General features: G+C 71.5%; 20 protein-coding genes. 9 read left to right on the top strand and 11 right to left on the bottom strand.

From position 1 onward, the window contains the following. The first annotated feature begins 16 nt into the window (after positions 1-16). Positions 17-940 carry an adenosine deaminase gene (locus KZJ41_RS09840; RefSeq protein WP_029542515.1) on the top strand — a complete coding sequence of 308 codons (924 nt, stop codon included), beginning with the start codon at positions 17-19 and terminating at the stop codon, positions 938-940. A gap of 8 nt (positions 941-948) precedes the next feature. Here KZJ41_RS09840 and KZJ41_RS09845 read toward each other — a convergent pair whose 3' ends face one another. Next, positions 949-2,274: a D-arabinono-1,4-lactone oxidase gene (locus tag KZJ41_RS09845; RefSeq protein WP_065922817.1), complete on the bottom strand. Its 1,326-nt coding sequence runs from the start codon at positions 2,272-2,274 to the stop codon at positions 949-951. 77 nt (positions 2,275-2,351) lie between these two features. On the opposite strand from KZJ41_RS09845, the gene KZJ41_RS09850 reads away from it, so the two are divergent. Both KZJ41_RS09850 and KZJ41_RS09855 read left to right on the top strand, forming a co-directional pair. Continuing rightward, entirely contained in the window at positions 2,352-2,996 is a 645-nt protein-coding gene (locus KZJ41_RS09850) for a TetR/AcrR family transcriptional regulator (RefSeq protein WP_029542519.1), read from the top strand. A gap of 72 nt (positions 2,997-3,068) precedes the next feature. Beyond that, on the top strand, positions 3,069-4,244 hold the full coding sequence (locus KZJ41_RS09855; protein WP_065922816.1) for an amino acid deaminase/aldolase: 1,176 nt from the start codon (positions 3,069-3,071) through the stop codon (positions 4,242-4,244). A gap of 1 nt (position 4,245) precedes the next feature. Here KZJ41_RS09855 and KZJ41_RS09860 read toward each other — a convergent pair whose 3' ends face one another. After that, complete coding sequence (locus KZJ41_RS09860; RefSeq protein ID WP_185713668.1) at positions 4,246-5,601, bottom strand: DUF2252 domain-containing protein; 1,356 nt, start codon at positions 5,599-5,601, stop codon at positions 4,246-4,248. 32 nt (positions 5,602-5,633) lie between these two features. Between KZJ41_RS09860 and KZJ41_RS09865 the strand changes: the two genes are divergently transcribed. Next, positions 5,634-6,278, top strand: coding sequence for an alpha/beta hydrolase (locus KZJ41_RS09865; RefSeq protein WP_065922815.1), 645 nt, complete (start codon positions 5,634-5,636; stop codon positions 6,276-6,278). Between the two features lie 64 nt (positions 6,279-6,342). Here KZJ41_RS09865 and KZJ41_RS09870 read toward each other — a convergent pair whose 3' ends face one another. The 4 genes from KZJ41_RS09870 to KZJ41_RS09885 all read right to left on the bottom strand — a co-directional run bounded on the left by KZJ41_RS09870 (position 6,343) and on the right by KZJ41_RS09885 (position 10,882). After that, entirely contained in the window at positions 6,343-8,145 is a 1,803-nt protein-coding gene (locus KZJ41_RS09870; protein ID WP_251550701.1) for a long-chain fatty acid--CoA ligase, read from the bottom strand. A 160-nt stretch (positions 8,146-8,305) separates the two neighbouring features. Next, a complete protein-coding gene (locus KZJ41_RS09875) occupies positions 8,306-8,935 on the bottom strand; it encodes a phosphoribosyltransferase (RefSeq protein ID WP_006938688.1) in 630 nt (209 codons plus the stop codon). A gap of 104 nt (positions 8,936-9,039) precedes the next feature. Continuing rightward, positions 9,040-9,471: a hypothetical protein gene (locus KZJ41_RS09880; protein ID WP_006938685.1), complete on the bottom strand. Its 432-nt coding sequence runs from the start codon at positions 9,469-9,471 to the stop codon at positions 9,040-9,042. A gap of 136 nt (positions 9,472-9,607) precedes the next feature. After that, positions 9,608-10,882: a TrpB-like pyridoxal phosphate-dependent enzyme gene (locus KZJ41_RS09885; RefSeq protein ID WP_251550703.1), complete on the bottom strand. Its 1,275-nt coding sequence runs from the start codon at positions 10,880-10,882 to the stop codon at positions 9,608-9,610. A gap of 122 nt (positions 10,883-11,004) precedes the next feature. On the opposite strand from KZJ41_RS09885, the gene KZJ41_RS09890 reads away from it, so the two are divergent. From KZJ41_RS09890 to KZJ41_RS09900, 3 genes are all read left to right on the top strand, one after another. After that, complete coding sequence (locus tag KZJ41_RS09890; protein ID WP_251550705.1) at positions 11,005-11,577, top strand: TetR/AcrR family transcriptional regulator; 573 nt, start codon at positions 11,005-11,007, stop codon at positions 11,575-11,577. Next, complete coding sequence (locus tag KZJ41_RS09895) at positions 11,574-12,614, top strand: SDR family oxidoreductase (protein ID WP_251550707.1); 1,041 nt, start codon at positions 11,574-11,576, stop codon at positions 12,612-12,614. Before KZJ41_RS09890 ends, KZJ41_RS09895 begins: the two co-directional genes overlap by 4 nt. Before the next feature lie 69 nt (positions 12,615-12,683). Next, complete coding sequence (locus KZJ41_RS09900; RefSeq protein ID WP_081636982.1) at positions 12,684-14,618, top strand: DEAD/DEAH box helicase; 1,935 nt, start codon at positions 12,684-12,686, stop codon at positions 14,616-14,618. Positions 14,619-14,633: 15 nt separating this feature from the next. Here KZJ41_RS09900 and KZJ41_RS09905 read toward each other — a convergent pair whose 3' ends face one another. The 3 genes from KZJ41_RS09905 to KZJ41_RS09915 all read right to left on the bottom strand — a co-directional run bounded on the left by KZJ41_RS09905 (position 14,634) and on the right by KZJ41_RS09915 (position 17,959). Next, positions 14,634-15,437, bottom strand: coding sequence for a DUF1206 domain-containing protein (locus tag KZJ41_RS09905; protein WP_029542535.1), 804 nt, complete (start codon positions 15,435-15,437; stop codon positions 14,634-14,636). Positions 15,438-15,545: 108 nt separating this feature from the next. After that, positions 15,546-16,061: a DUF664 domain-containing protein gene (locus KZJ41_RS09910; protein WP_006938667.1), complete on the bottom strand. Its 516-nt coding sequence runs from the start codon at positions 16,059-16,061 to the stop codon at positions 15,546-15,548. Beyond that, the gene (locus KZJ41_RS09915) at positions 16,058-17,959 is read right to left on the bottom strand and encodes an ABC transporter ATP-binding protein (protein ID WP_251550709.1); all 1,902 of its coding nucleotides are present in this window, start codon (positions 17,957-17,959) and stop codon (positions 16,058-16,060) included. The genes KZJ41_RS09910 and KZJ41_RS09915 overlap by 4 nt, the downstream gene beginning before the upstream one ends. Positions 17,960-18,154: 195 nt before the next feature. Between KZJ41_RS09915 and KZJ41_RS09920 the strand changes: the two genes are divergently transcribed. After that, a complete protein-coding gene (locus tag KZJ41_RS09920; RefSeq protein ID WP_006938665.1) occupies positions 18,155-18,616 on the top strand; it encodes a PPOX class F420-dependent oxidoreductase in 462 nt (153 codons plus the stop codon). Between the two features lie 9 nt (positions 18,617-18,625). Here KZJ41_RS09920 and KZJ41_RS09925 read toward each other — a convergent pair whose 3' ends face one another. After that, the gene (locus KZJ41_RS09925; RefSeq protein ID WP_006938664.1) at positions 18,626-19,228 is read right to left on the bottom strand and encodes a hypothetical protein; all 603 of its coding nucleotides are present in this window, start codon (positions 19,226-19,228) and stop codon (positions 18,626-18,628) included. Between the two features lie 47 nt (positions 19,229-19,275). After that, complete coding sequence (locus KZJ41_RS09930) at positions 19,276-20,046, bottom strand: deoxyribonuclease IV (RefSeq protein ID WP_006938663.1); 771 nt, start codon at positions 20,044-20,046, stop codon at positions 19,276-19,278. Positions 20,047-20,184: 138 nt separating this feature from the next. Here KZJ41_RS09930 and KZJ41_RS09935 point away from each other — a divergent pair, with 138 nt between their 5' ends. Beyond that, positions 20,185-20,943, top strand: coding sequence for an ABC transporter ATP-binding protein (locus KZJ41_RS09935; RefSeq protein ID WP_029542537.1), 759 nt, complete (start codon positions 20,185-20,187; stop codon positions 20,941-20,943). Positions 20,944-20,954 lie beyond the last annotated feature (11 nt).

Below are 20,954 nucleotides of genomic sequence, written 5' to 3' on the forward strand. Positions count from 1 at the left end.
TCGACGAAGGAGGATCGTGCTCGCCGAACTGCACGTCCACATCGAGGGCACTCTCGAACCGGAGCTGATCTTCGCTCTGGCCGAGCGCAACCGGGTCGCGCTCCCGTACGCCGACCTCGCGGAACTGCGCAGCCGGTACGAGTTCACCGATCTGCAGTCCTTCCTCGACCTGTACTACGCGAACATGCAGGTGCTGCGGACGGCCGAGGACTTCGCCGATCTCGCGCGGGCGTACCTGCGCCGGGCGGCGCAGGCCGGCGTGACGCGGGCCGAGTTCTTCTTCGACCCGCAGGCGCACACGAGCCGCGGCGTGCCGCTGACGGAGGTGGTCGAGGGCCTCGCGGACGCCGTCGCGGCGGGCCGGCGAGAGTTCGGCGTCGATGCGGCGATGATCGCCTCCGTCGTGCGGGACCGGCCCGTGCACGAGGCCGAGGAGGTGTTCGGGGAGCTGCTGCGCCTGTCGGCTCCGATCATCGGGCTGGGTCTGGACTCTGCGGAGGTGGGCTATCCGCCGTCGCTGTTCGAGGACGTGTTCGCCCGCGCCCGCGCCGAGGGCCTGCACACGGTCGCCCATGCGGGAGAGGAGGGCCCGCCCGAATACGTGTGGCAGGCACTGGATCTGCTCGGGGCCGAACGCATCGACCACGGCATCCGATCCCTCGAGGACCCCCTCCTCGTCACGCGCCTCGTGGACGAGCAGATTCCGCTCACGGTCTGTCCGCTGTCCAACGTCCGTTTGCGCGTGGTGGATTCGCTCGAGCGGCATCCGCTGCCGCGCATGCTCGAGGCGGGCCTGCTGGTGACCGTCAACTCCGACGATCCGGCGTACTTCGGCGGGTACGTCGACGACACGTTCGCGGCGCTGCGCGATCGGCTCGGGCTCACGTCCGATCAGCGGGAGACGTTGGCGCGCAATTCGATCGCGGCGTCCTTCGGCTAGCCCGCGGCCTACGGGCCGAGCACGCGGTCCAGGTACGGGTTGGCGAAGGTGCGCTGCGGGTCGACGCGGTCGCGGACGGCGAGGAAGTCGTCGAAGCGCGGATACGTCGTGCGCAGGTCGGCCGCGCTGCGGCCGTGCATCTTGCCCCAGTGCGGCCGTCCGTCCACGGCGCGGGCGATCGCCTCGACCGCATCGAAGTACGCCCGGTGCTCGCGCCGGTGGTACTGGTGCACGGCGAGGTACGCGCTGTCGCGGCCGTGTGCCGTCGACAGCCACACGTCGTCGGCGGCGGCGAAGCGTACCTCGACGGGAAAAGCGACACGGAAGTCGTTGCGGGAGAGCCACGCATCGATCTCGGTGAGCACGTCGGTCACCGCGCCGACGGGTACGGCGTACTCCATCTCCCGGAACCGGACCCGGCGCGGGGAGGCGAAGACGCGATAGCTGCGGTCGACGAACTCCCGCGGCGACAGCGTCCGGGCGGCGAACTCGTTGAGCCGCGGGATGGTCGCGGGGGCGCGGGTCGCGACGCGCTGGACGACCTCGAACATGCCGTTGGCGAGCACCTCGTCGTCGACGAAGCCCCGTACCCGGCCCACCGGGGCGCCGGGCGCGTCGGCGGGCAGCCGGGTGTTGCGCTTGGTGAGCACCCGGTCGGTGTGCGGGAACCAGTAGAACTCGAAGTGGTCGACGGCGAGCCGGTCGCGCTCGAGCACGGCGAGGGTGTCGTGCAGCGTGCCGGGCGCTTCCGCGGCGTGCAGCGCGAAGGCGGGCACGCACTCGAGTGTGATCGTGGCGAGGATGCCGACGGCGCCGAGGCCGAGACGGGCGGCCTCGTAGAGTTCCGGGTGGTCGTCGGGGGAGCAGTGCACGACGGAACCGTCGGCGAGCACCACGGTGGCGGCGCGGGCGACGGTGGCGAGGCCCCCGAATCGTGCGCCGGTGCCGTGGGTGCCGGTGGACATCGCGCCGGCGAGCGACTGCACGTCGATGTCCCCGAGGTTGGGCACGGCCAGACCCTGATCCCACAGGAGCCGGTTGAGATCCCGCAGCCGGGTGCCGGCCCGCACGGTGACGAGCGCACCGGCGGAGGTGGGCCGGACGTCCTCGATGCCGGTGAACCGGTCGAGGGAGACGAGCACGCCGTCGGTGACGGCGACGCCGCTGAACGAGTGTCCCGCCCCGACCGCCTTGACGCGCAGGCCCCGCTCGGATGCGCGTGCGGCGAGGGCGGCGATCTCGTCCAGGGATTCCGGAGTCTCGTACGCGCGCGGCGTCGCGGATTCGGTGCGCGCCCAGTTGCGCCAGGTGGCTGCGGGACGGTCGGTGGCCATGGGGCAATCATCGACTTGGACGACCGTCCAGGTCAATAGGGGCCGACGGATCCGGACCGGGTTCTACGATCGGAGGCATGCTGAACCGGTTGCCGGCGGACCAACGTCGAGCCCAACTCGTCGAATCCGCCCTCGCGCTGGCCGAGGGCGGCGGTCTCGGGGCCGTCACAGTGCGTGCCGTCGCCGAGCACGCCGGCGTATCGCTCGGGGTGGTGCACTACTGCTTCGAGAGCAAGGAAGCCCTCGTCGCCGCGATGGGGGAGACGCTGGTGCTCCAGCTCAGCCAGGCGTTGCGCACCGCCTTCACTCTCCCGCAGAACGGGCCGGACCCGCAGGGCCCGCGCGGGCTGCGGCAGCTGCTCTACGCCGGGATCACTGCGATGTGGCCGACGATCGAGGCGACGGCCGACCGTCAGCTGCTCACCTACGAGATCACCACCTATTCGCTGCGCCACCGCGCCGCCGGCGAGCCGCTCGGCGGCAACATCGCCACCGAGCAGTACCGCATCATGGACGTCGAGGCCCAGGCATTTCTCGAGGAGTGCGCCGCCCGCACCGGCACCGAGTGGGTCGAGCCGGTCTCGACCGTCGCGCGCCTGGCGCTGGCCATGCTCGACGGCCTGGTCCTGCGGTGGCTGGTGGATCGTGACAGCGACGCCATCGTCACCGAACTCGACGACATCGCCGCGATCGTCGCCGGCCGGGCCGTGGAAACGACCTGAACCTGGACACAGGTCCAAGTCGGTGCTTGACTGGCCGCGACGACCCGACCTGCCGTGGATTGGACCCCCGCCGTGACCCACCCCCTCGACCGGCTCCACGACGCGACGGCCGACCTGGACCCGCCGCTCGCGGCCGTCGACCTTCCCACACTCCGACGCAACGCCGCCGACCTCGTCCGTCGCGCCGGGGGCACGCCCGTGCGGGTGGCGAGCAAGTCCGTCCGGTGCCGCACGGTCCTCGAGGAGGTGCTCGGCACCGGCCTCACCGCCGACGGCGGTTTCCGCGGGATCATGGCGTACTCGCTGCGCGAAGCGCTCTGGCTGGTCGAGCGCGGCGCCCGCGACGTGCTCCTGGGATACCCGACCGTCGACCGTGCCGCGCTCGCCGAACTCGCCGGCCGGCCGCACGCCCTCGACGCCGTCACCCTCATGGTCGACTCCGCCGCCCAGCTCGGCATCGTCCGCGACGCCCTCGGCACCGCCCGTGTGCGGCCCCGCGTGTGCCTCGACGTGGATGCGTCGCTGCGGCTCGGGCCGGTGCACCTCGGCGTGCGGCGCTCGCCGCTGCGCACGCCCGACGAGGTGGGGCAGCTCGCCCGCTGCGCCACGACCGCCGGCTTCGCCGTCGTCGGAGTGATGTTCTACGAGGCGCAGATCGCCGGTCTGCCCGACACGTCGCTCGCGGTCCGCCTGATCAAGCGCCGGTCGGCCGCCGAGCTGGCCACCCGTCGCAGCGCCGTCGTCGGGGCCGTCCGCGCCGTCGTCGGCGACCTCGAGATCGTCAACAGCGGCGGCACGGGTTCGCTCGAGATCAGTTCCGCGGACCCGGTCGTCACCGAGGTCACCGCCGGCTCCGGCCTCTACGTGCCCACGTTGTTCGACCGATACCGGGCCTTCACACCGCGGCCCGCGCTGTACTTCGCGCTGCCCACGGTGCGCAGGCCCAGTCCCACCATCGCCACGCTCTTCGGTGGCGGTTACATCGCCTCCGGCCCGACGGGTCCGTCCCGGGTACCGCGGCCGGTGCGGCCCGCCGGACTGCGGCTGCTGCGCGCCGAGGGTGCCGGCGAGGTGCAGACCCCGGTCACCGGCCGCGCCGCCGCAGACCTGCCCGTCGGCGGCCGCGTGTGGCTGCGGCATGCCAAGGCGGGGGAGCTGTGCGAGCGGTTCGCGCACCTGCATCTCGTCGACGCCGGCGGCACCCGCACCACCGTCCCCACCTATCGCGGCGAGGGACACTGCTGGTGAGCTACGCCGGTGCCGCGCTGGTGCACAACGCCTTCCAGTCCTGCTCCGTGCGATCGGCGTAGGCGGCGGACCACCGCGCCACCGCCTCGTCGAACACCGTCCCGCGGCCGAGATACCCGGCGACGAACGCGCCGTCCGGGCTCTGGCTGTGGGCGCGGGCGAGCAGCGCTCCGCACAGCCGGCCGTACTGCTCCGATTGTGCGGGCCTGAGCCGTTCCCACTGTACCGATCCCTTCATGTCCCGGAACTGACGGACATAGAAGTCCCGGCGCACGCCGTCGGCGCCGGGGACGCCGGTGATCCAGCCGAGAAGCGGATCCGAGTGGGCCTGCAGGATCCGCTGTGCCCCCACGACGCGGGCGCCCTGGCCGTGCGCGATGAGGTCGGCCTCGACCCGGTGCGGGGTCTCCCGGATCCCGCCGTGCGTCTCCAACACCGACCGCCCGGCCTCCTTGACCTGGAGAAACAGCGGCTCGTCGGCCGGGCCGAGCAGCAGGACGAGGAAGCACCGGGTGCCCACGCTGCCCACCCCCACGATCCGCATCGCGAAATCCACGACGCGGTACTGGGAAAGCAGCAGCTGGGCATCCGCCCGCACCGTCGCACGGTAGGACGCGACGATCCGCTCGATGGCGTCGAGTGACCCGATGTCGAGGTGGCGGACGATCGGGGGCTGGTCGACGATGCGCGGAACGCCGTCGGCCGTGGTGACCGTCAGTTTCCTCAGGACCTGTTCCGACGTGCGGCTGCGAGCCTTCTGCACGACGGCTCGTATCGCCTCCGGATTCCGCGACGCCTGCTCGATCTCTTCCGCGTCGACCTGGAAGTAGAACCGCTCGGTGGCCGTCAGGCCGGACAGGAACCGGATGGTCTCGCGGTACGAGCACACCGTCGCGAGGGTCGCGTCCCGGCACTGCTGCTCGGTGCAGCCGGTGTGACGGCCGGCCAGCCATACCGAGGCGGCCAGCCGCTTGACGTCCCATTCCCACGGCGCCGGATACGCCTCGTCGAAGTCGTTGAGATCGAACAGGACCTGTCGCTCCGGCGAGGCGTACAGGCCGAAGTTCGCCAGATGGGCGTCGCCCGAGGCCACCACGTGCGGTCCCGTCACGGCCTCGGTGGACAGGTCCGCCGCCATCGCGGCGGCGCTGCCGCGGTAGTAGGCGAACGGGGACTCCGTCATCCGCTCGTACCGGATCGGCACCAGTTCCGGCAGCCGGGTGCGGTTCTGCTGCTCGAAGATCGCCACGGGGTCGCGGTCGGGGCAACGGAATTCGCCGTGCGCACCGCGGGGCACGCGGCTGCGGGCGGCACGCCCCTCGGCTCGACTGCGCTCGGCGGCGGTAGTCGGTGTCATCCCGCGATTGTGCACCGGCGCACAATGACCGCATGCCCTTTTTCGACGGCAGCACCGGCCGTATCCACTACCGACACTGGCCCGTCGACGGCGCGGCGGCCGCCGTCGTCTTCGCCCACGGGATGCGTCAGCACACCGGCCACTACCACCGCTTCGCGGCGGGCCTGGCGACGCACGGCATCGCGTTGTGGGGCATCGATCTCGCCGGGCACGGTCTGTCCGAGGGCAGCCCCGGCGAACCGGGCGTCCTCGACGACCTGGCTGGGGACCTGCTGCGCGTCGCGGAGGTGGCGGACCGTGCCGAGCCGGGGATGCCGCTGGTGGTGATGGGGCATTCGCTCGGCGCGGCGACCGCCCTCACGCTGCTGCGCACCGACGCCGGCCGCTTCCGTGGCGCCGTGCTGTGCGGGACGCCGCGCTCGGCGGCCGTGCCCGCGACGGCCGAGATCCTCGCGGGGGCTCGCATCCCGCTGCTCGCGGTGCACGGCGCCGACGACCGGCTGGCCCCGATCGACCCCGTGCGGGCCTGGGCCCGGACGATCCCGGCCCTGGACCTGCGCGAGTACCCCGACGCGGGCCACGACCTGCTGCACGAACCGGTGCACCGCACGGTGACGCGCGACGTCGCCGAGTTCGTCCGGACCGTGACCGAAGTGCCGGCCCCCCAACAACAGTGAGCGAATGTATCCCTCACTCGATCAGAGGAGATGAAGGATACATTCGCTCACCATGGGCGTGGCCCTACGAGTAGATGGCCTCGATCGCCGTGCCGTGCGCCTCGTGGATGACGTTGCGCTTGAGCTTGAGCGTCGGGGTCAGCTCGCCGGTCTCGATGGTGAAGTCCACTTCGAGGATCCGGTACTTCTTGATCTGCTCGGGGTTGGAGACCTTCCTGTTGCCCTCGGCCACCGCGGCGTCGATCTCCGCGATCAGGTCGGGGTTCTTCAACAGCTCGGACACCGGGACGTCGGCCGGAATGCCGTGGCGCTCCTTCCAGCCGGGCAGGGCCTCGGGGTCGAGGGTGATCAGCGCGCCGATGAACGGCTTCGCGTCGCCGACGACGATGACCTGGCTGATCAGCGGGTGCGCCCGCAGAGCGTCCTCGAGCACGGCCGGGGCGACGTTCTTGCCGCCGGCGGTGACGATGAGCTCCTTCTTGCGGCCGGTGATGTGGACGAATCCGTCCTCGTCGATATTGCCGATGTCACCGGTGTGGAACCAGCCGTCGACGATCGCTTCGGCGGTGGCCTTCTCGTTCTTCCAGTAGCCGCCGAACACCGCGGGGCCCTTGAGCAGCAGCTCGCCGTCCTCGGCGATCCGTGCGGCGTGCCCGTTGACCGGCCGGCCGACGCTGCCCACCCGCTGGTGCTCGGGGGTGTTGATGGTGACGCCACCGGTGGTCTCGGTCAGGCCGTAGCCCTCGAAGATCGGGATGCCGACGCCGCGGAAGAAGTGGCCCAGGCGCGCGCCGAGGGCTGCGCCGCCGGAAACCGCCTGCTCGCACTCGCCACCGAGGGCCGCGCGCAACTTGCTGTACACCAACTTGTCGAACACCGCGTGCTTGATCTTCAGGCCCAGACCGGGCCGGCCCTTGTCCAGCGCCTCGCTGTACGCGATGGCGGTATCGGAGGCCTTCTCGAAGATCCGGCCCTTGCCGCCGTCGTACGCCTTCTGCTTGGCCGAGTTGTAGACCTTCTCGAACACGCGCGGCACCGACAGGATGAAGTTCGGCTTGAACTCGCCGAGCTGGTCGAGCAGCGTGGTCAGATCGGACGTGTGCGCGACGGTGACGCCGTGCTCGAACGCGCCGAACGAGATTTCGCGGGCGAACACGTGCGCGAGCGGCAGGAACAGCAGGGTCCGCTTGCCGCTCACCATGGAGTTCGGCAGGGCGAGCTTGACGGCCGCCGCCTCGGCCCACAGGTTGCTGTGGGTCAGCTGCACACCCTTGGGGCGGCCGGTGGTGCCCGAGGTGTAGATCAGGGTGGCGGGGGACTCGGCACGCACCTGGTGGCGCCGCTCCTCGAGCTGCTCGTCGGTGATCGCGGCGCCGCGCGCGATCAGTTCGTCGACGGCGCCCTTCGCTCCTGCTGCGCCCTCGATCTGCAGGACCTCGCGCAGGGCCGGCGCGGCCTCGGCCACGGCGGCGACCGTCCGCGCGTGGTTGTCGTTCTCCACGACCAGCAGCGAGGTCCCCGAGTCCTCGAGGATCCACTGGGCCTGGTCGGCCGAGGAGGTCTCGTAGATCGCGACGGTGCAGCCCCCGGCGGCCCAGATCGCGTAGTCGATGAGGACCCATTCGTAGCGGGTGCTCGACAGGATCGCGACCCGGTCGCCGAGTTCGATCCCGGAGGCCATCAGGCCCTTGGCCACCCCGCGGACCTGTGCGGCGAACTCGGCGGCGGTGACGCTGACCCACCGGCCGTCGACCCTGCGCTCGAACGGCACCCAGGTCGGCGACTCCTTCTCGTGCCGGAAGACGGCGTCCGCCATCGATGCGTCCTCGGGAATCGAGAACGACTGTGGCACGGCAAACTCTCTCACGGTGACCCCTCCATCAATTTTTCACTGGTGGATGTGCATTGCATCACACGAGGACGGAAAACGCAGCAACGGGGGTGCCCGATTTGTAGCCTTTTCGCTCTGACCTGTGAAGATACCTGTTAATGATGGACACGGACAACCGTTGTGCGCGGGTGCGTGCTCAGGCGGGCTCGAGCAGCCGGGCGGCCTCGTCGTCGGAGAGCTGATGGAAGTCGTCGTATGCGGCGCCGACGCTGCCCAGGTCCGCGGGCGTGAACGGGCACACCACCTCGTCGGCCACCGCGCCCACGCGACGCGCCGCCTCCGGGGACGCCACGGGCACCGCCAGCACCACCCGTTCGGCACCGGACTCCCGAGCGGCCAGGCAGGCGACGGCGGCGGTCGCGCCGGTGGCCATGCCGTCGTCGACGAGGACCACCGTGCGTCCCGACAGCGACGTGCGCTCCTTGCCGCCGCGCAGCAGCCGGGCGCGACGGTCGAGTTCGGTGCGTTCACGGGCCTCGATCCGTGCGATCGAGTCCTCGGCCACCCTGCCGATCCGGATGACGTCCTCGTTGAGCACGCGGAATCCGCCCTCGGCGATGGCGCCCATCGCAAGTTCCGGCTGCCACGGCACCCCGAGCTTGCGGACGACGAGCACGTCGAGCGGGGCGTCGAGGGCGCGAGCCACCTCGCGGGCGACGGGGATGCCGCCGCGTGGGAGGGCGAGGACCACGGGGTTCGCGTCGCGCAGGTGGGCGACCGAGCGGGCCAGCCGCCGCCCGGCCTCCGGACGGCCGGAATAACGCATAGGTCGAGTATGCGCCCGGCGGCGGGCGGCCCGGGTGGGTTTGCGTCCGGATCCGGGCCCGCTCAGGCGACGGTGTGCAGGGCTCAGGCGACGGTGTGCAGGGCTCAGGCGACGGTGTGCAGGGCTCGGGCGGGCCGCAGGGCGTCGAGGAGCGGCTGCCAGGTGGAGGCGTCGCCGCCGCGCCGCTGCCACTCGCCGGCGAGGGTGGTGTCGTCCGTACCGGCGAGGTCGTCGATGGTGTCGACGCCGTGCCGGTACAGGACCTCGGCGGCCAGTTCGACGGTGTCGGCGGCGATGGGGGCCTCGTCGGGGCTGTAGCGGCGACGGTAGTGGCCGACCTTGCCGGCCCACTGGGCGCTGCCGCCGGTCTCCTCGAAGGTGCGCAGGAGCGCGCGGATCCCGTCGCGGCCGGCGTCCGCGCCCTGGGCGGCCCTGTAGGCCCGGTAGCGATCGGTGACGATCCCGGGATCTACGCCTCGGGTGCGGTGCACTGCGTCGAGCAGGCGCAGGGCCAGGTTGTCGGCTGCGTCGGGCATCGGGGCCTCCCGGTGGTGACATGGCGCGGTGGAGCGGTTCCACAGGTGTATCGCTGATGACCGGGCGTGTGTTGCATCACAGAGTTCCTCGGCGTGTCTTCCTCCCCGTCACAGGGGAGGAAGACACGCTCCGGCGCTATCCGAGCTCGCCGTGCAGGTATGCGGCGTAGGCCGGCAGGTCGAGCTGCCCGTGCCCGGACAGTCCGATCACGATCACCTCGGGCCCGGTCACGGTCCGCGCGTACTCGGCGGCCGCCGCGAGGGCGTGGGCCGACTCGGGGGCGGGCACGATGCCCTCGCTGCGGGCGAACTCGACGGCCGCCGCGAAGGCGTCGGTCTGCGCGACGGCCGTGCCCTGCACGTATCCCAGTTCGACGGTGTGGCTGAGCAGCGGCGCCATGCCGTGGTAGCGCAGCCCGCCGGCGTGGATGGGGTCGGGGATGAAGTCCTGACCGAGGGTGTGCATCTTGAGCAGCGGGGTGAGGCCGACGATGTCGCCGTGGTCGTAGCGGTACTCGCCCTGCGTGATGGACGGGCACGCGGCCGGCTCGGCGGCCACCACCCGCGTCGTGGCGCGACCGTGCAGCACCTCGCGCAGGAACGGGAACGACAGGCCGGCCAGGTTGGAGCCGCCACCGGCGCAGCCGAACACGACGTCGGCCTGCTCCTCTCCGGCGGCGCGCAGCTGGGCGACGGCTTCGAGACCGATCACGGTCTGGTGCAGCACGACGTGGTTGAGCACACTGCCGAGCGCGTACCGGGCGGCGGGGTCGCCGGCGGCGACCTCCACGGCCTCGGACACGGCGATCCCCAGCGAGCCGGGGGTGTCCGGCTGTTCGGCGCGCACCTTGCGGCCGGACGCGGTGAGTTCCGACGGGCTCGAGTGCACGGTGCCGCCGTACACCTCGATGAGGTGCCGGCGGTACGGCTTGGACTCGTACGAGGCGCGCACCTGCCACACCTCGAGATCGATGCCGAACTTGGCGCATGCGAACGACAGCGCGCTGCCCCACTGGCCGGCGCCGGTCTCGGTCGTCAGCTTCTTCACGCCGTCGAGGGAGTTGTAATACGCCTGCGCCAGAGCCGAATTCGTCTTGTGGCTGCCCACCGGGCTCACGCCCTCGTACTTGACGTAGATGCGGGCGGGGGTGCCGAGTGCGCGCTCGAAGGACCGGGCCCGCAGCAGCGGCGTGGTGCGGTAGGTCGCGTACGCCTCCCGGACGGGTTCGGGGATCGCGATGTCGGTCTCGGTGGACAGCTCCTGCTCGATCAGGCCGGCGGCGAACAGCGGTTCGAGGTCGGCGGCCGTGACCGGTTCCCTGGTGCCGGGATGCAGGTGCGGCGGCGGGGCGTCGGGCAGATCTCCCGCGATGTTGTACCAGTGGGTGGGAATGCTGACGAGCTCCGACACCGGAAGGTCCTTTCGTCTGTCGAGAGTGGAACCGGTTCAGTGTGCCCCCCGTCGCGCGTGGCCCGTCCGGCGGAGGGCTCGCGGTGTCGACAGAAATATGTAGACCGGTCTATTATTTTGCCGTGACCACCAAGGGAGCACGCACGAAGGCGCGCATGATCGACACCACGCTGGAGCTGATCCAGACCCGCGGCTACCACGGCACCGGCCTCGCCCGCATCACCGACGCCTCCGGTGCGCCCCGGGGCTCGGTGTACTTCCATTTCCCCGGCGGCAAGGACGAGCTCGTCGTGGCGGCGCTGGACCGGGTGGGTGCGGAGTTCACCGGCCTGCTCGAGGCGCTGCTGGCCGAGGGGCGGACCGCCGCCGAGATCGTCGCCGCGGTGTTCGACGACCTCGCCGCCCGGCTCGGGCGATCCGGGTTCGCGGCCGGCTGCGCCGTCGCCTCCGTCGCCGTCGACGCCGCCACCGACAACCCCGTTCTGCAGCAGAGCTGCGCCCGCGTCTACGAGTCGTGGCGGGTGGTCCTCGAGCGGGTGCTCGTCCGCGACGGGACGCCCGATGCCGCCCGGCTCGCCGGGGTGATCGTCAGCCTCGTCGAGGGCGCGACCACCGTCGCCCGTGCCCGGCACGACGTGACCCCTCTGGTGGACGCCCGTGCCGTCGCGCTCGACCTCCTCGGAGCCGCGCGATGAGCGCCGCGGTGGTCTTCGGCGCGACGGGGTTCATCGGCCGCGGCCTGCTGCGGGAACTGCTCACCGACCCGGACGGCGACGATCTCGTCGTCGCGGCGGTGCGGACCGCGGAGTCGGGGGCGCGGCTGCGCGACCGGCTCGTGTCCGGCGGGGTGCCGCTGGACCGGCTCTCGGTCCATGTGTTCGATCCGGGCTCCGCCGAGCTCGTCCTGGATCCCGTGGCGGCGGACGTGCGCGACGTCTACAACCTCGCCGCCGCGTTCGCCTTCGGGATGACGGCCCGGGCGGCGCGTGAGGTGAATGTGGTTCTGGCCGAGAAGATCACCCGATTCGCGGCCGCTGCCGGCGCGCGCCGGCTGGTGCACGTCAGCGGATACCGCGTCGCGGCGTACCCGGCCGTGCCGGCGCCGTGGCCGCCCCGGTACCGGCGCCGGATCTACCGGAGGTTCGGCGCGTACGAGGCGTCGAAGATCGAGGCCGACGCGGTGGTGCGTGCACTCGCCGCGGAGCTCGGGGTCCCCCTCACGGTGGTCAACCCCGGAACGGTGATCGGCGACTCCCGGACCGGGGAGGCCGATCAGTACCTGGGTCTCGCGGAGCTGGTCGTGCAGCTCGCCCGCGGGCAGCTGCGCGCCGTGCCCGGCTCGCGGCGCACCGTGCTGCCCGTCGTCACCATCGACCACCTCGCGCGCTTCCTGGCGCTGATGCCGCGGAACCCGGAGACGGCGGGGCGGGCCTACTGGGTCCTCGACGACGCCACGCCGCCGCTGCCCGAGCTGGTCGCGCTGGTCGCCGACGAACTCGGGGTGGCCGCGCCGCGCCTGCGGATACCCGTCGCGGCGCTGTGGGCTCTGCCGGCCCGCCTGACCGGGGCGGAGAAGGAGACCCTGAGTTTTCTCAGCGCCGACACCTATCCGACTGCGCCCGCCACCGCCCTCGCGCGCCGGCACGGGCTCGAGTACCCGCCGGTGCGGCCGGCGCTGCGGCTGTGGGCCCGCCACGTGGCGGCGACGGCACCGGATGCGGCGTCCGGATAGGGTGGTCGGGGACCCTTGTCCGGCGCTGTGGAAGGGTCATGGCCGTCCATCCGATAAACTGCAGGTCAAATGAGTGATACTGTGCAAGACCCCGAAGCCGACACCGCTACCCCCACGTTCGCCGATCTGGACATCGACGCCCGTGTGCTGCAAGCGCTTTCGGATGTGGGCTACGAGACCCCGTCGCCGATCCAGGCGGCCACCATCCCGCCGCTGCTGGAGGGGCGCGACGTCGTCGGTCTCGCGCAGACCGGCACCGGCAAGACCGCCGCGTTCGCGGTGCCGATCCTGTCGCGGATCGACACCGCGGTGAAGCGGCCCCAGGCACTGGTCCTGGCTCCCACCCGTGAGCTCGCCCTGCAGGTCGCGGAGGCTTTCGGTAAGTACTCGGCGCACATCCCGGGTCTGCACGTGCTGCCCATCTACGGTGGCCAGAGCTACGGCGTGCAGCTGTCCGGGCTGCGCCGTGGCGCGCACGTCATCGTGGGCACCCCCGGACGTGTGATCGATCACCTCGCCAAGGGCACCCTCGACATCTCCGAGCTCGAGTTCCTCGTGCTCGACGAGGCCGACGAGATGCTCACCATGGGCTTCCAGGAGGACGTCGAACGGATCCTCGCCGACACCCCGGAGACCAAGCAGGTCGCGCTGTTCTCGGCGACCATGCCGGGCGCGATCCGCCGGCTGTCCAAGCAGTACCTGCACGACCCGGTCGAGATCACGGTCAAGTCGAAGACGACGACGTCGGCGAACATCACCCAGCGCTGGGTGCTCGTGTCGCACCAGCGCAAGCTCGACGCCCTGACCCGGATCCTCGAGGTCGAGCAGTTCGAGGCGATGATCCTCTTCGTCCGTACGAAGCAGGCCACCGAGGACCTCGCGGAGCGGCTGCGAGCCCGCGGTTTCTCGGCCGCCGCGATCAACGGTGACATCGTGCAGGCCCAGCGCGAACGCACCATCGGCCAGCTCAAGAGCGGTGCGCTGGACATCCTCGTCGCGACGGACGTGGCGGCCCGCGGTCTGGACGTCGACCGCATCAGCCACGTCGTGAACTACGACATCCCGCACGACACCGAGTCCTACGTGCACCGCATCGGCCGCACCGGCCGCGCCGGGCGCAGCGGTGACGCCCTGCTGTTCGTCGCCCCCCGCGAGCGGCATCTGCTCAAGGCGATCGAGCGGGCCACCCGGCAGCCGCTCACCGAGATCCAGCTGCCGTCGGTGGAGGATGTCAACGCCCAGCGCGTCGAGAAGTTCAACGATTCGATCACCGAGGCGCTCACGTCGGATCACCTGTCGCTGTTCCGCACGTTCGTCGAGGACTACGAGCGCGAGCACGACGTGCCCCTCGCCGACATCGCGGCGGCGCTGGCCGTGCTCTCCCGCGACGGGGAGTCGTTCCTCATGGAGGCCGAACCCGAGCCCGTGGCGCCGCCGCGGCGGGAACGCGAGCCGCGGGAGCGGCCGCCGCGCCGGTTCGACGACGACGGTGCGTCACGCGTCGGGCGCGACGGGCAGGAAATGGCGACCTACCGCATCGCCGTGGGTAAGCGGCACCGGGTGGTGCCCGGCGCGATCGTCGGCGCCATCGCCAACGAGGGCGGCCTGCGCCGCAGCGACTTCGGGCACATCAGCATCCGCCCGGACCACAGCCTCGTCGAGCTGCCGAAGGACCTGTCGCCGGAGACGCTCGAGGCGTTGCGCGGCACCCGCATCTCCGGGGTGCTCATCCAGCTGCAGCCCGACAGCGGCGCACCGGCGGGTCGGCCGTCGACCTACCGTCAGCGCGACGACCGCGGCGAACGCCGTCAGGGTGAGCGCAAGGAGTACGGCGGCAAGAAGGACTGGGGCGATCGCGGCGGCCGCAACAAGGACTTCGGTGGGCGCGGCGACCGGTTCGGCGACAAGCCGAACCGCGGATTCCGTGAACGCTCCGGCGAGCGCGGGCAGTCCGGTGGACACGGCTCGGGCGGCCACAGCGGCGGCTACCGCGGGCGCGACTGAGCACAGCGGCGGGGCTCACATCTTCCCGTACCGCGCGAGGACGAAGCAGTACGCGCCGTACGCGGCGATACCGAGGCCGGCCGCGACGAGCAGGATCTGACCGAACGGGGCGGTGCCCAGCGTCTTGAGGGCACCGTCCAGTCCCGTCGCCTTGGACGGATCGGTGGTGAACGTCGCGACGAGGACCAGGACGCCGGCGCCGGCGATCGCCAGGCCCTTCGCGACGTACCCGACGGCGCCGAGCGGCTCGGCGTACCGGGGCAACCGCGCCCGGTGCAGGTCGTCGAGGAACTTCTTCGCCGCGCCCTTGTAGACGTGGTAGGCGCCGATTCCGATGATCACCAGCCCGGCCGCGACGAGCAGGACCTTGCCGCCTCCGGACTGCATCAAGCGAGCACTGAGTCCGGCGTTCTGTTCACCGCTCGACTTGCCGGTGCCCCGCGCGAACTGGAACGCGGCCAGTGCCAGCGCCAGGTACGCCACGGCGACGCCGACGGTCTTGACCCGGTCCAGGGCGGACGGTTTCTCGACGTCCGAACGTTTGCCCACTGCGGCCTCGACCAGACGCCACAGTGCCAGCGCCGTGAGCGTCACGGCCAGGATCCACAGGACGATCCGGCCGCCGGGCTGGGCGGCGAGCTCGCCGAGGGCACCGGACTGATCGGCACTGGCCGGATCGCCGAACGCGACCTGGACGACGATGTAGGCGATCAGCAGGTGCACGACCCCGCTCGCGGCCTGTCCGACCCGCGCCACCTTCTCGAACATCGGGTGCTGGGCAGCGCCCGCAGCTCCCGTGCTGGTCTGTTGTCCGGTCACGCGACGGCCTCCAGGATCTCGCGGCGACGGCGCCGGGGCGCCCCGGCAGTGGTGCCTACGGCGAGCCTATCGCGCCGGCGGGGCGTCGTCCGGGTTCGCCGGCGCCGGCTACCGGACCCTGCCGGCCAGGACGTCGGCGGTGGCGCCGTCGACGGATTCGCGGATGATGTCGGCGTGGCCGGCGTGCCGGGCCCATTCCTCGATCTGATGCAGGACCAGGAACCGCACGGAGAGCGGCACGCCCTGGTCCAGCCATCGGGCGATGTCCGCCGGCAGGTCCACCACCCGGCCCAGGTCCGGGTCCGCCCGCAGCACGTCGGCGAAGCGGGCCGCGACTGTGTCGAGCCGGGCGAGCTGATCCGCGACGGTCTCGTCGTCGCGCACTGCCCACCCGGCTGTCCACGCCGCCACCGGGTCCGGCTCGCGGCTCTGCGTCCCGGCGATGCGGTCGGCGGCGGCGACCTCGCCGTCGATCACATGGTTCAACAGCGACGCCAGGCTCATCGCGGAGGCGCTGGGCACGCTGCGCGCCTGGTCCTCGGTCAGGCCGGACAGTGCGTTGCGGAACGCGGCGCGCTGATTGTCGAGAAGCAGGAGCAGCAGATCGGTCTCGTTCGTCGTCATGCGCCCAGTGTGGGAGCCATTGCGGACACCCGCGGTCCTGAATCGGCGAACTGGGTGCGGTACAACTCGCCGTAACGCCCGCCGGCGGCGAGCAGCTCGGAATGGGTGCCGCGCTCGACGATGCGTCCGGCCTCGACCACGAGAATCAGATCCGCCGCGCGGACCGTGGACAACCTGTGTGCGATCACCACGGAGGTCCGTCCGGCCAGCGCCTCCGTGAGCGCCTCCTGCACGGCAGCCTCCGACGTCGAGTCCAGGTGCGCGGTGGCCTCGTCGAGGATGACCACCCGCGGGTGGGCGAGCAGCAGCCGCGCAATGGTCAGCCGCTGGCGCTCACCGCCGGAGAGCCGGTACCCGCGCTCGCCGACGACGGTGTCCAGGCCGTCGGGCAGGGAGCGGATCAGGTCGGTGAGCCGGGCCCGGCCCAGCACCTCCCACAGCTCGTCCTCGGTTGCCTCCGGGCGGGCCAGGAGCAGATTCGCCCGCACGCTCTCGTGGAACAGGTGCCCGTCCTGGGTGACCATGCCGACGGTCCCGCGGATCGACGCGGTGGTGAGCCGGCGCACGTCGACCCCGCCGAGCAGCACGGATCCGGAGTCGGTGTCGTAGAGCCGCGGCACCAGTTGCGCGATCGTGGACTTGCCGGCGCCGGAGGAGCCCACCAGGGCCACCATCTGCCCGGGCTCGGCCCGGAAGCTCACGCCGTGCAGGACCGGTGCGCCGCCGCGGGTGTCGAGCGTGGCCACCTCCTCCAGCGACGCCAGCGAGACCTTGTCGGCGGCGGGGTATGCGAAATCCACGTGCCGGAACTCGACGGCGACCGGGCCGTCGGGGACGGGGCGGGCGTCGGGGGCCTCCTCGATCAGCGGCCGCAGGTCGAGCACCTCGAAGACCCGCTCGAAGCTCACCATCGCGCTCATCACGTCGACGCGGGCGCTCGCGAGTGCCGTCAGCGGCGAGTACAGGCGCGTCAGCAGCATCGCCATCGCCACGACGGCACCCGGCTCGAGCTGGCCGCGCAGCGCGTAGAAGCCGCCGAGGCCGTAGACGAGGGCCAGCGCGAGGGCGGACACGAGGGTCAGGGCGGTGACGAACACCGACTGCAGCATCGCCGTCTTCACCCCGATGTCGCGCACCCGGCGGGCGCGGACGGCGAACTCCGACGACTCCTGCGACGGCCGGCCGAACAGCTTCACCAGCGTCGCGCCGGGCGCGGAGAATCGCTCCGTCATCTGGGTGCTCATCACCGAATTATGGTTGGCCGCTTCACGATTCAGGCGCGCCAGCCGCACGCCCATGTGCCGGGCGGGCACCACGAAGATCGGCAGCAGCAACAGTGCGAGCAACGTGATCTGCCAGGAGATCCCGATCATCACCACGAGCGTGATCGCGAGGGTGACGAGGTTGCCGACCACGCCGGACAGGGTGTCACTGAACGCCCGTTGGGCGCCGATGACGTCGCTGTTGAGCCGGCTGACGAGGGCGCCGGTGCGGGTGCGGGTGAAGAACGCGATGGGCATGCGCTGCACGTGGTCGAACACGGTGGTGCGCAGGTCGAGGATGAGGTCCTCGCCGATGCTCGCGGACAGCCAGCGGTTCAGGATGCCGAGCCCGGCCTCGACGACGGCGATGGCGGCGATCAGCACCGCCAGCCACGTGATCACCGAGAGGTCGGCGCGGTCGACGATGGCGTCGATCACCCGGCCGGCGAGGACCGGGGTGGCCACGCCGAGTGCGGCGATCACCACGCTCAGCAGCAGGTACATGCCGATGTTGCGGCGGTGGGGGCGGGCGAACTCGGCGATCCGGCGCAGGCTGGCGCGCGAGAACGGGCGCCGGTCGCTCTGCGCGTGCATCGCGTTGTACATCGCGTTCCACGCGGTCACTTCCATGCTCATGCGGGAGCCTCCTGAAGTCGGTCGCCCGACCGTAGAACCTCGAGTGGACTCGAGGTCAAGCGTAGGTGCGCGGACTGCTGCGGGCTCGCGAGGCCGGCACCGAGTATGCCCGTTCGTGTCGACCTCGCCCACCGGTATTCTGCACGTGACCTCCGACAGGGCCCGTCGTCACGGCCGCGCACGTAGGGTCGGAGCATGGCACCGAAGATCGCAACGGCGGACCGCGTGGACCGCGACCGGCTGCTCGAATTCGTCCGCCCGCGCCACCGCGGCACCCTGGTCACCACCCGGTCCGACGGCCGGCTGCAGATGTCCCCGGTCACGTGCGGGCTGGACGACGCCGGCCGCATCGTGATCGCGACCTACCCGGAACGCGCCAAGGTCGTCAACATCCGCCGCCGCCCGGCCGTGTCGATCCTGATCCACTCCGACGACTGGAACGGGCCCTACGTCCAGGTCGACGGCACCGCCGAGGTGATCGACCTGCCGGACTCGGTCGAGCCCCTCGTCGAGTACTTCCGCGCCGTCGCCGGGGAGCACCCCGACTGGGACGAGTACCGGGAGGCGATGCGCACGCAGGGCAAGTCGCTGATCCGCATCACCGTCGAGGACTGGGGGCCGGTCGCGACGGGCGGTTTCCCGCCCGGCCGGGCCTGAGCCGCCCGATCAGCGAGCGACGTCGACGACCAGCCGCGTCGGGTTCGTCAGCGCGTACACGGCGAACGGCGTGTTCGGCTCCGCGACGCCGACGAACGACTGGGTCACGCCCTCGAAGACGCCGGAGCCGTTGACCTCGACGACCGAGCCGCCCGGCTGCGCGAGCACCGGGTTGGGGCCGGAGTACGGTTCGACCCCGCTGTCGAACGGATACGCGGACCCGTCGATGAGCACCTGCAGGATCGCGCCGCCGGCGACGGCCACGTCGTTGCCGCTGCCGTCCTGCACCGCCCGGTCGACGTATCCGACGCGCCACCCCGGGGTGCCGGTGCCGCCCATCTCGTACACGACCCGGTCGAAGTTCTCGTGTCGGCCGGTGCGGATGTCGGTGACGGTCAGCTTCGCGCCGGCCGAGGCGGGCGACGTCTTGTCCGATGCGTCGGTCGGCGCGGGCTCGGGGGTCGGCGACGAGTCGGCGGACCCCGACCCCGACGAGATCGTGGAGGTGGCGGTGCTCGCCGACGCGGACGGTGCCGGGCTGTCGGCGTCCGAGCAGCCCGCAAGTACCAGCGCGGCGGCGGTGACGGCGAAGGCGATCCGGGCGTGCTTCATGAGCAAGATGTTACGGCTGTGACGGCCCGGTCTCCGGGAGGCGTGCCTCACCCGAGCAGTTCGCGCAGGTAGGCGACATCCTCGGCGATCCCCTCCGCCGGGGTCTCGAGGACGATCGGCGCGTCCGCGGCCCGGCACACCGCCACCAGCAGGCCGGGGTCGATCGTGCCGGCGGCGATGTTGGCGTGCCGGTCCCGGCCGGAGCCGAAGCCGTCGCGGGAATTGTTCAGGTGCACCAGATCGATCCGGCCGGTCGCGGCCCGTACCCGCTCGACGACGTCGACGAGGTCCTCGCCGCCCGCCCACGCGTGGCAGGTGTCGAGGCAGAAGCCCACGTCGTAGTCGCCGACGGCATCCCACAACCGCGCGATCGCATCCACGTGCCGGGCCATCGCGAACTCGCCCCCGGCGGTGTTCTCGATCAGGACGGGCACCGCGAACCCGCCCTTGTCCTCCTGTCGCTCGAACAGCTTGCGCCAGTTCTCCACGCCCGCGGCGACCTCCTCGCCGGACCGGACGTGGCCGCCGTGCACCACCAGGCCGAAGGCGCCGATCCGGGCGGCCGCCTCGGCGTGCTCGGCCACGGCCTTGCGCGACGGCATCCGCAGCCGGTTGTTCGTGCTGGCCACGTTGATCACGTAGGGGGAGTGCACCACCACCGCGACGTCGGAATCGCGGATCTGTTCCTCCCGGGGGTGCGGGCCCGGCTTCGTCCACTGCTGGGGATCGCCGAGGAACAGTTGCACCAGGTCTGCGCCGACGCGTTCGCCGCAGCCGATCGGATCGTCGTCCTGCCGGACGTGTGCTCCTATCCGCATGGTCTCGACGGTAGCGCCCGGCGGCGACGCAGGAGAACCTCACCGGGACGTCACCGGGCGCACCCTGAGAACCGTCCGGCGCGGAATCCGGGACGTCCCCGATGGTGCCCTGTCGGAAAAGTCAGGAAGATGGTGGGCATGCCAGCCCACACCGCCACTGCCGCGCGCGCAATCGACCTGAGAAAGATCTACGGAACCGGTGAGACCGCCGTCCACGCCCTCGACGGGGTGAACGCGGAGTTCGCGGCGGGGGAGTTCACCGCCATCATGGGTCCCTCGGGTTCGGGGAAGTCGACGCTGATGCACTGCCTCGCCGGCCTCGACACCGCCACGTCCGGTTCGGTGGTCCTCGGCGACACGGACCTGACCGACCTGTCGGACAAACAGATGACGCAGCTGCGGCGCGACCGCATCGGCTTCGTCTTCCAGGCGTTCAACCTGGTGCCCACGCTCACTGCACTCGAGAACATCACGCTGCCCGTCGACATCGCCGGCCGCAAGGTCGACCGCGAATGGCTGGACACCGTCGTGAACCGCCTGGGACTCGGCGACCGGCTCGACCACCGGCCCGGGGAGTTGTCCGGCGGTCAGCAGCAGCGCGTGGCGTGCGCCCGCGCGCTCGCCGGCCGGCCCGAGATCATCTTCGGCGACGAGCCCACCGGCAACCTCGATTCCCGTTCCTCGGGCGAGGTGATGTCGATCCTGCGGGCCGCGGTCGACGAGTTCGGGCAGACGGTCGTGATCGTCACCCACGATCCGCGTGCGGCCAGCTACGCGGATCGGGTGGTGTTCCTCGCGGACGGGCGCATCGTCGACGAGATGCGCGACCCGACCGCCGACTCGGTCCTCGACCGGATGAAGCAGTTCGACGCCGTCGCCGTTCCCACGGCGAAGTAGGGCGAGCCGAT

Source organism: Rhodococcus sp. 11-3, from assembly GCF_023704055.1.
In the GTDB taxonomy this organism is placed as follows: Bacteria; Actinomycetota; Actinomycetes; order Mycobacteriales; family Mycobacteriaceae; genus Rhodococcus; species Rhodococcus aetherivorans.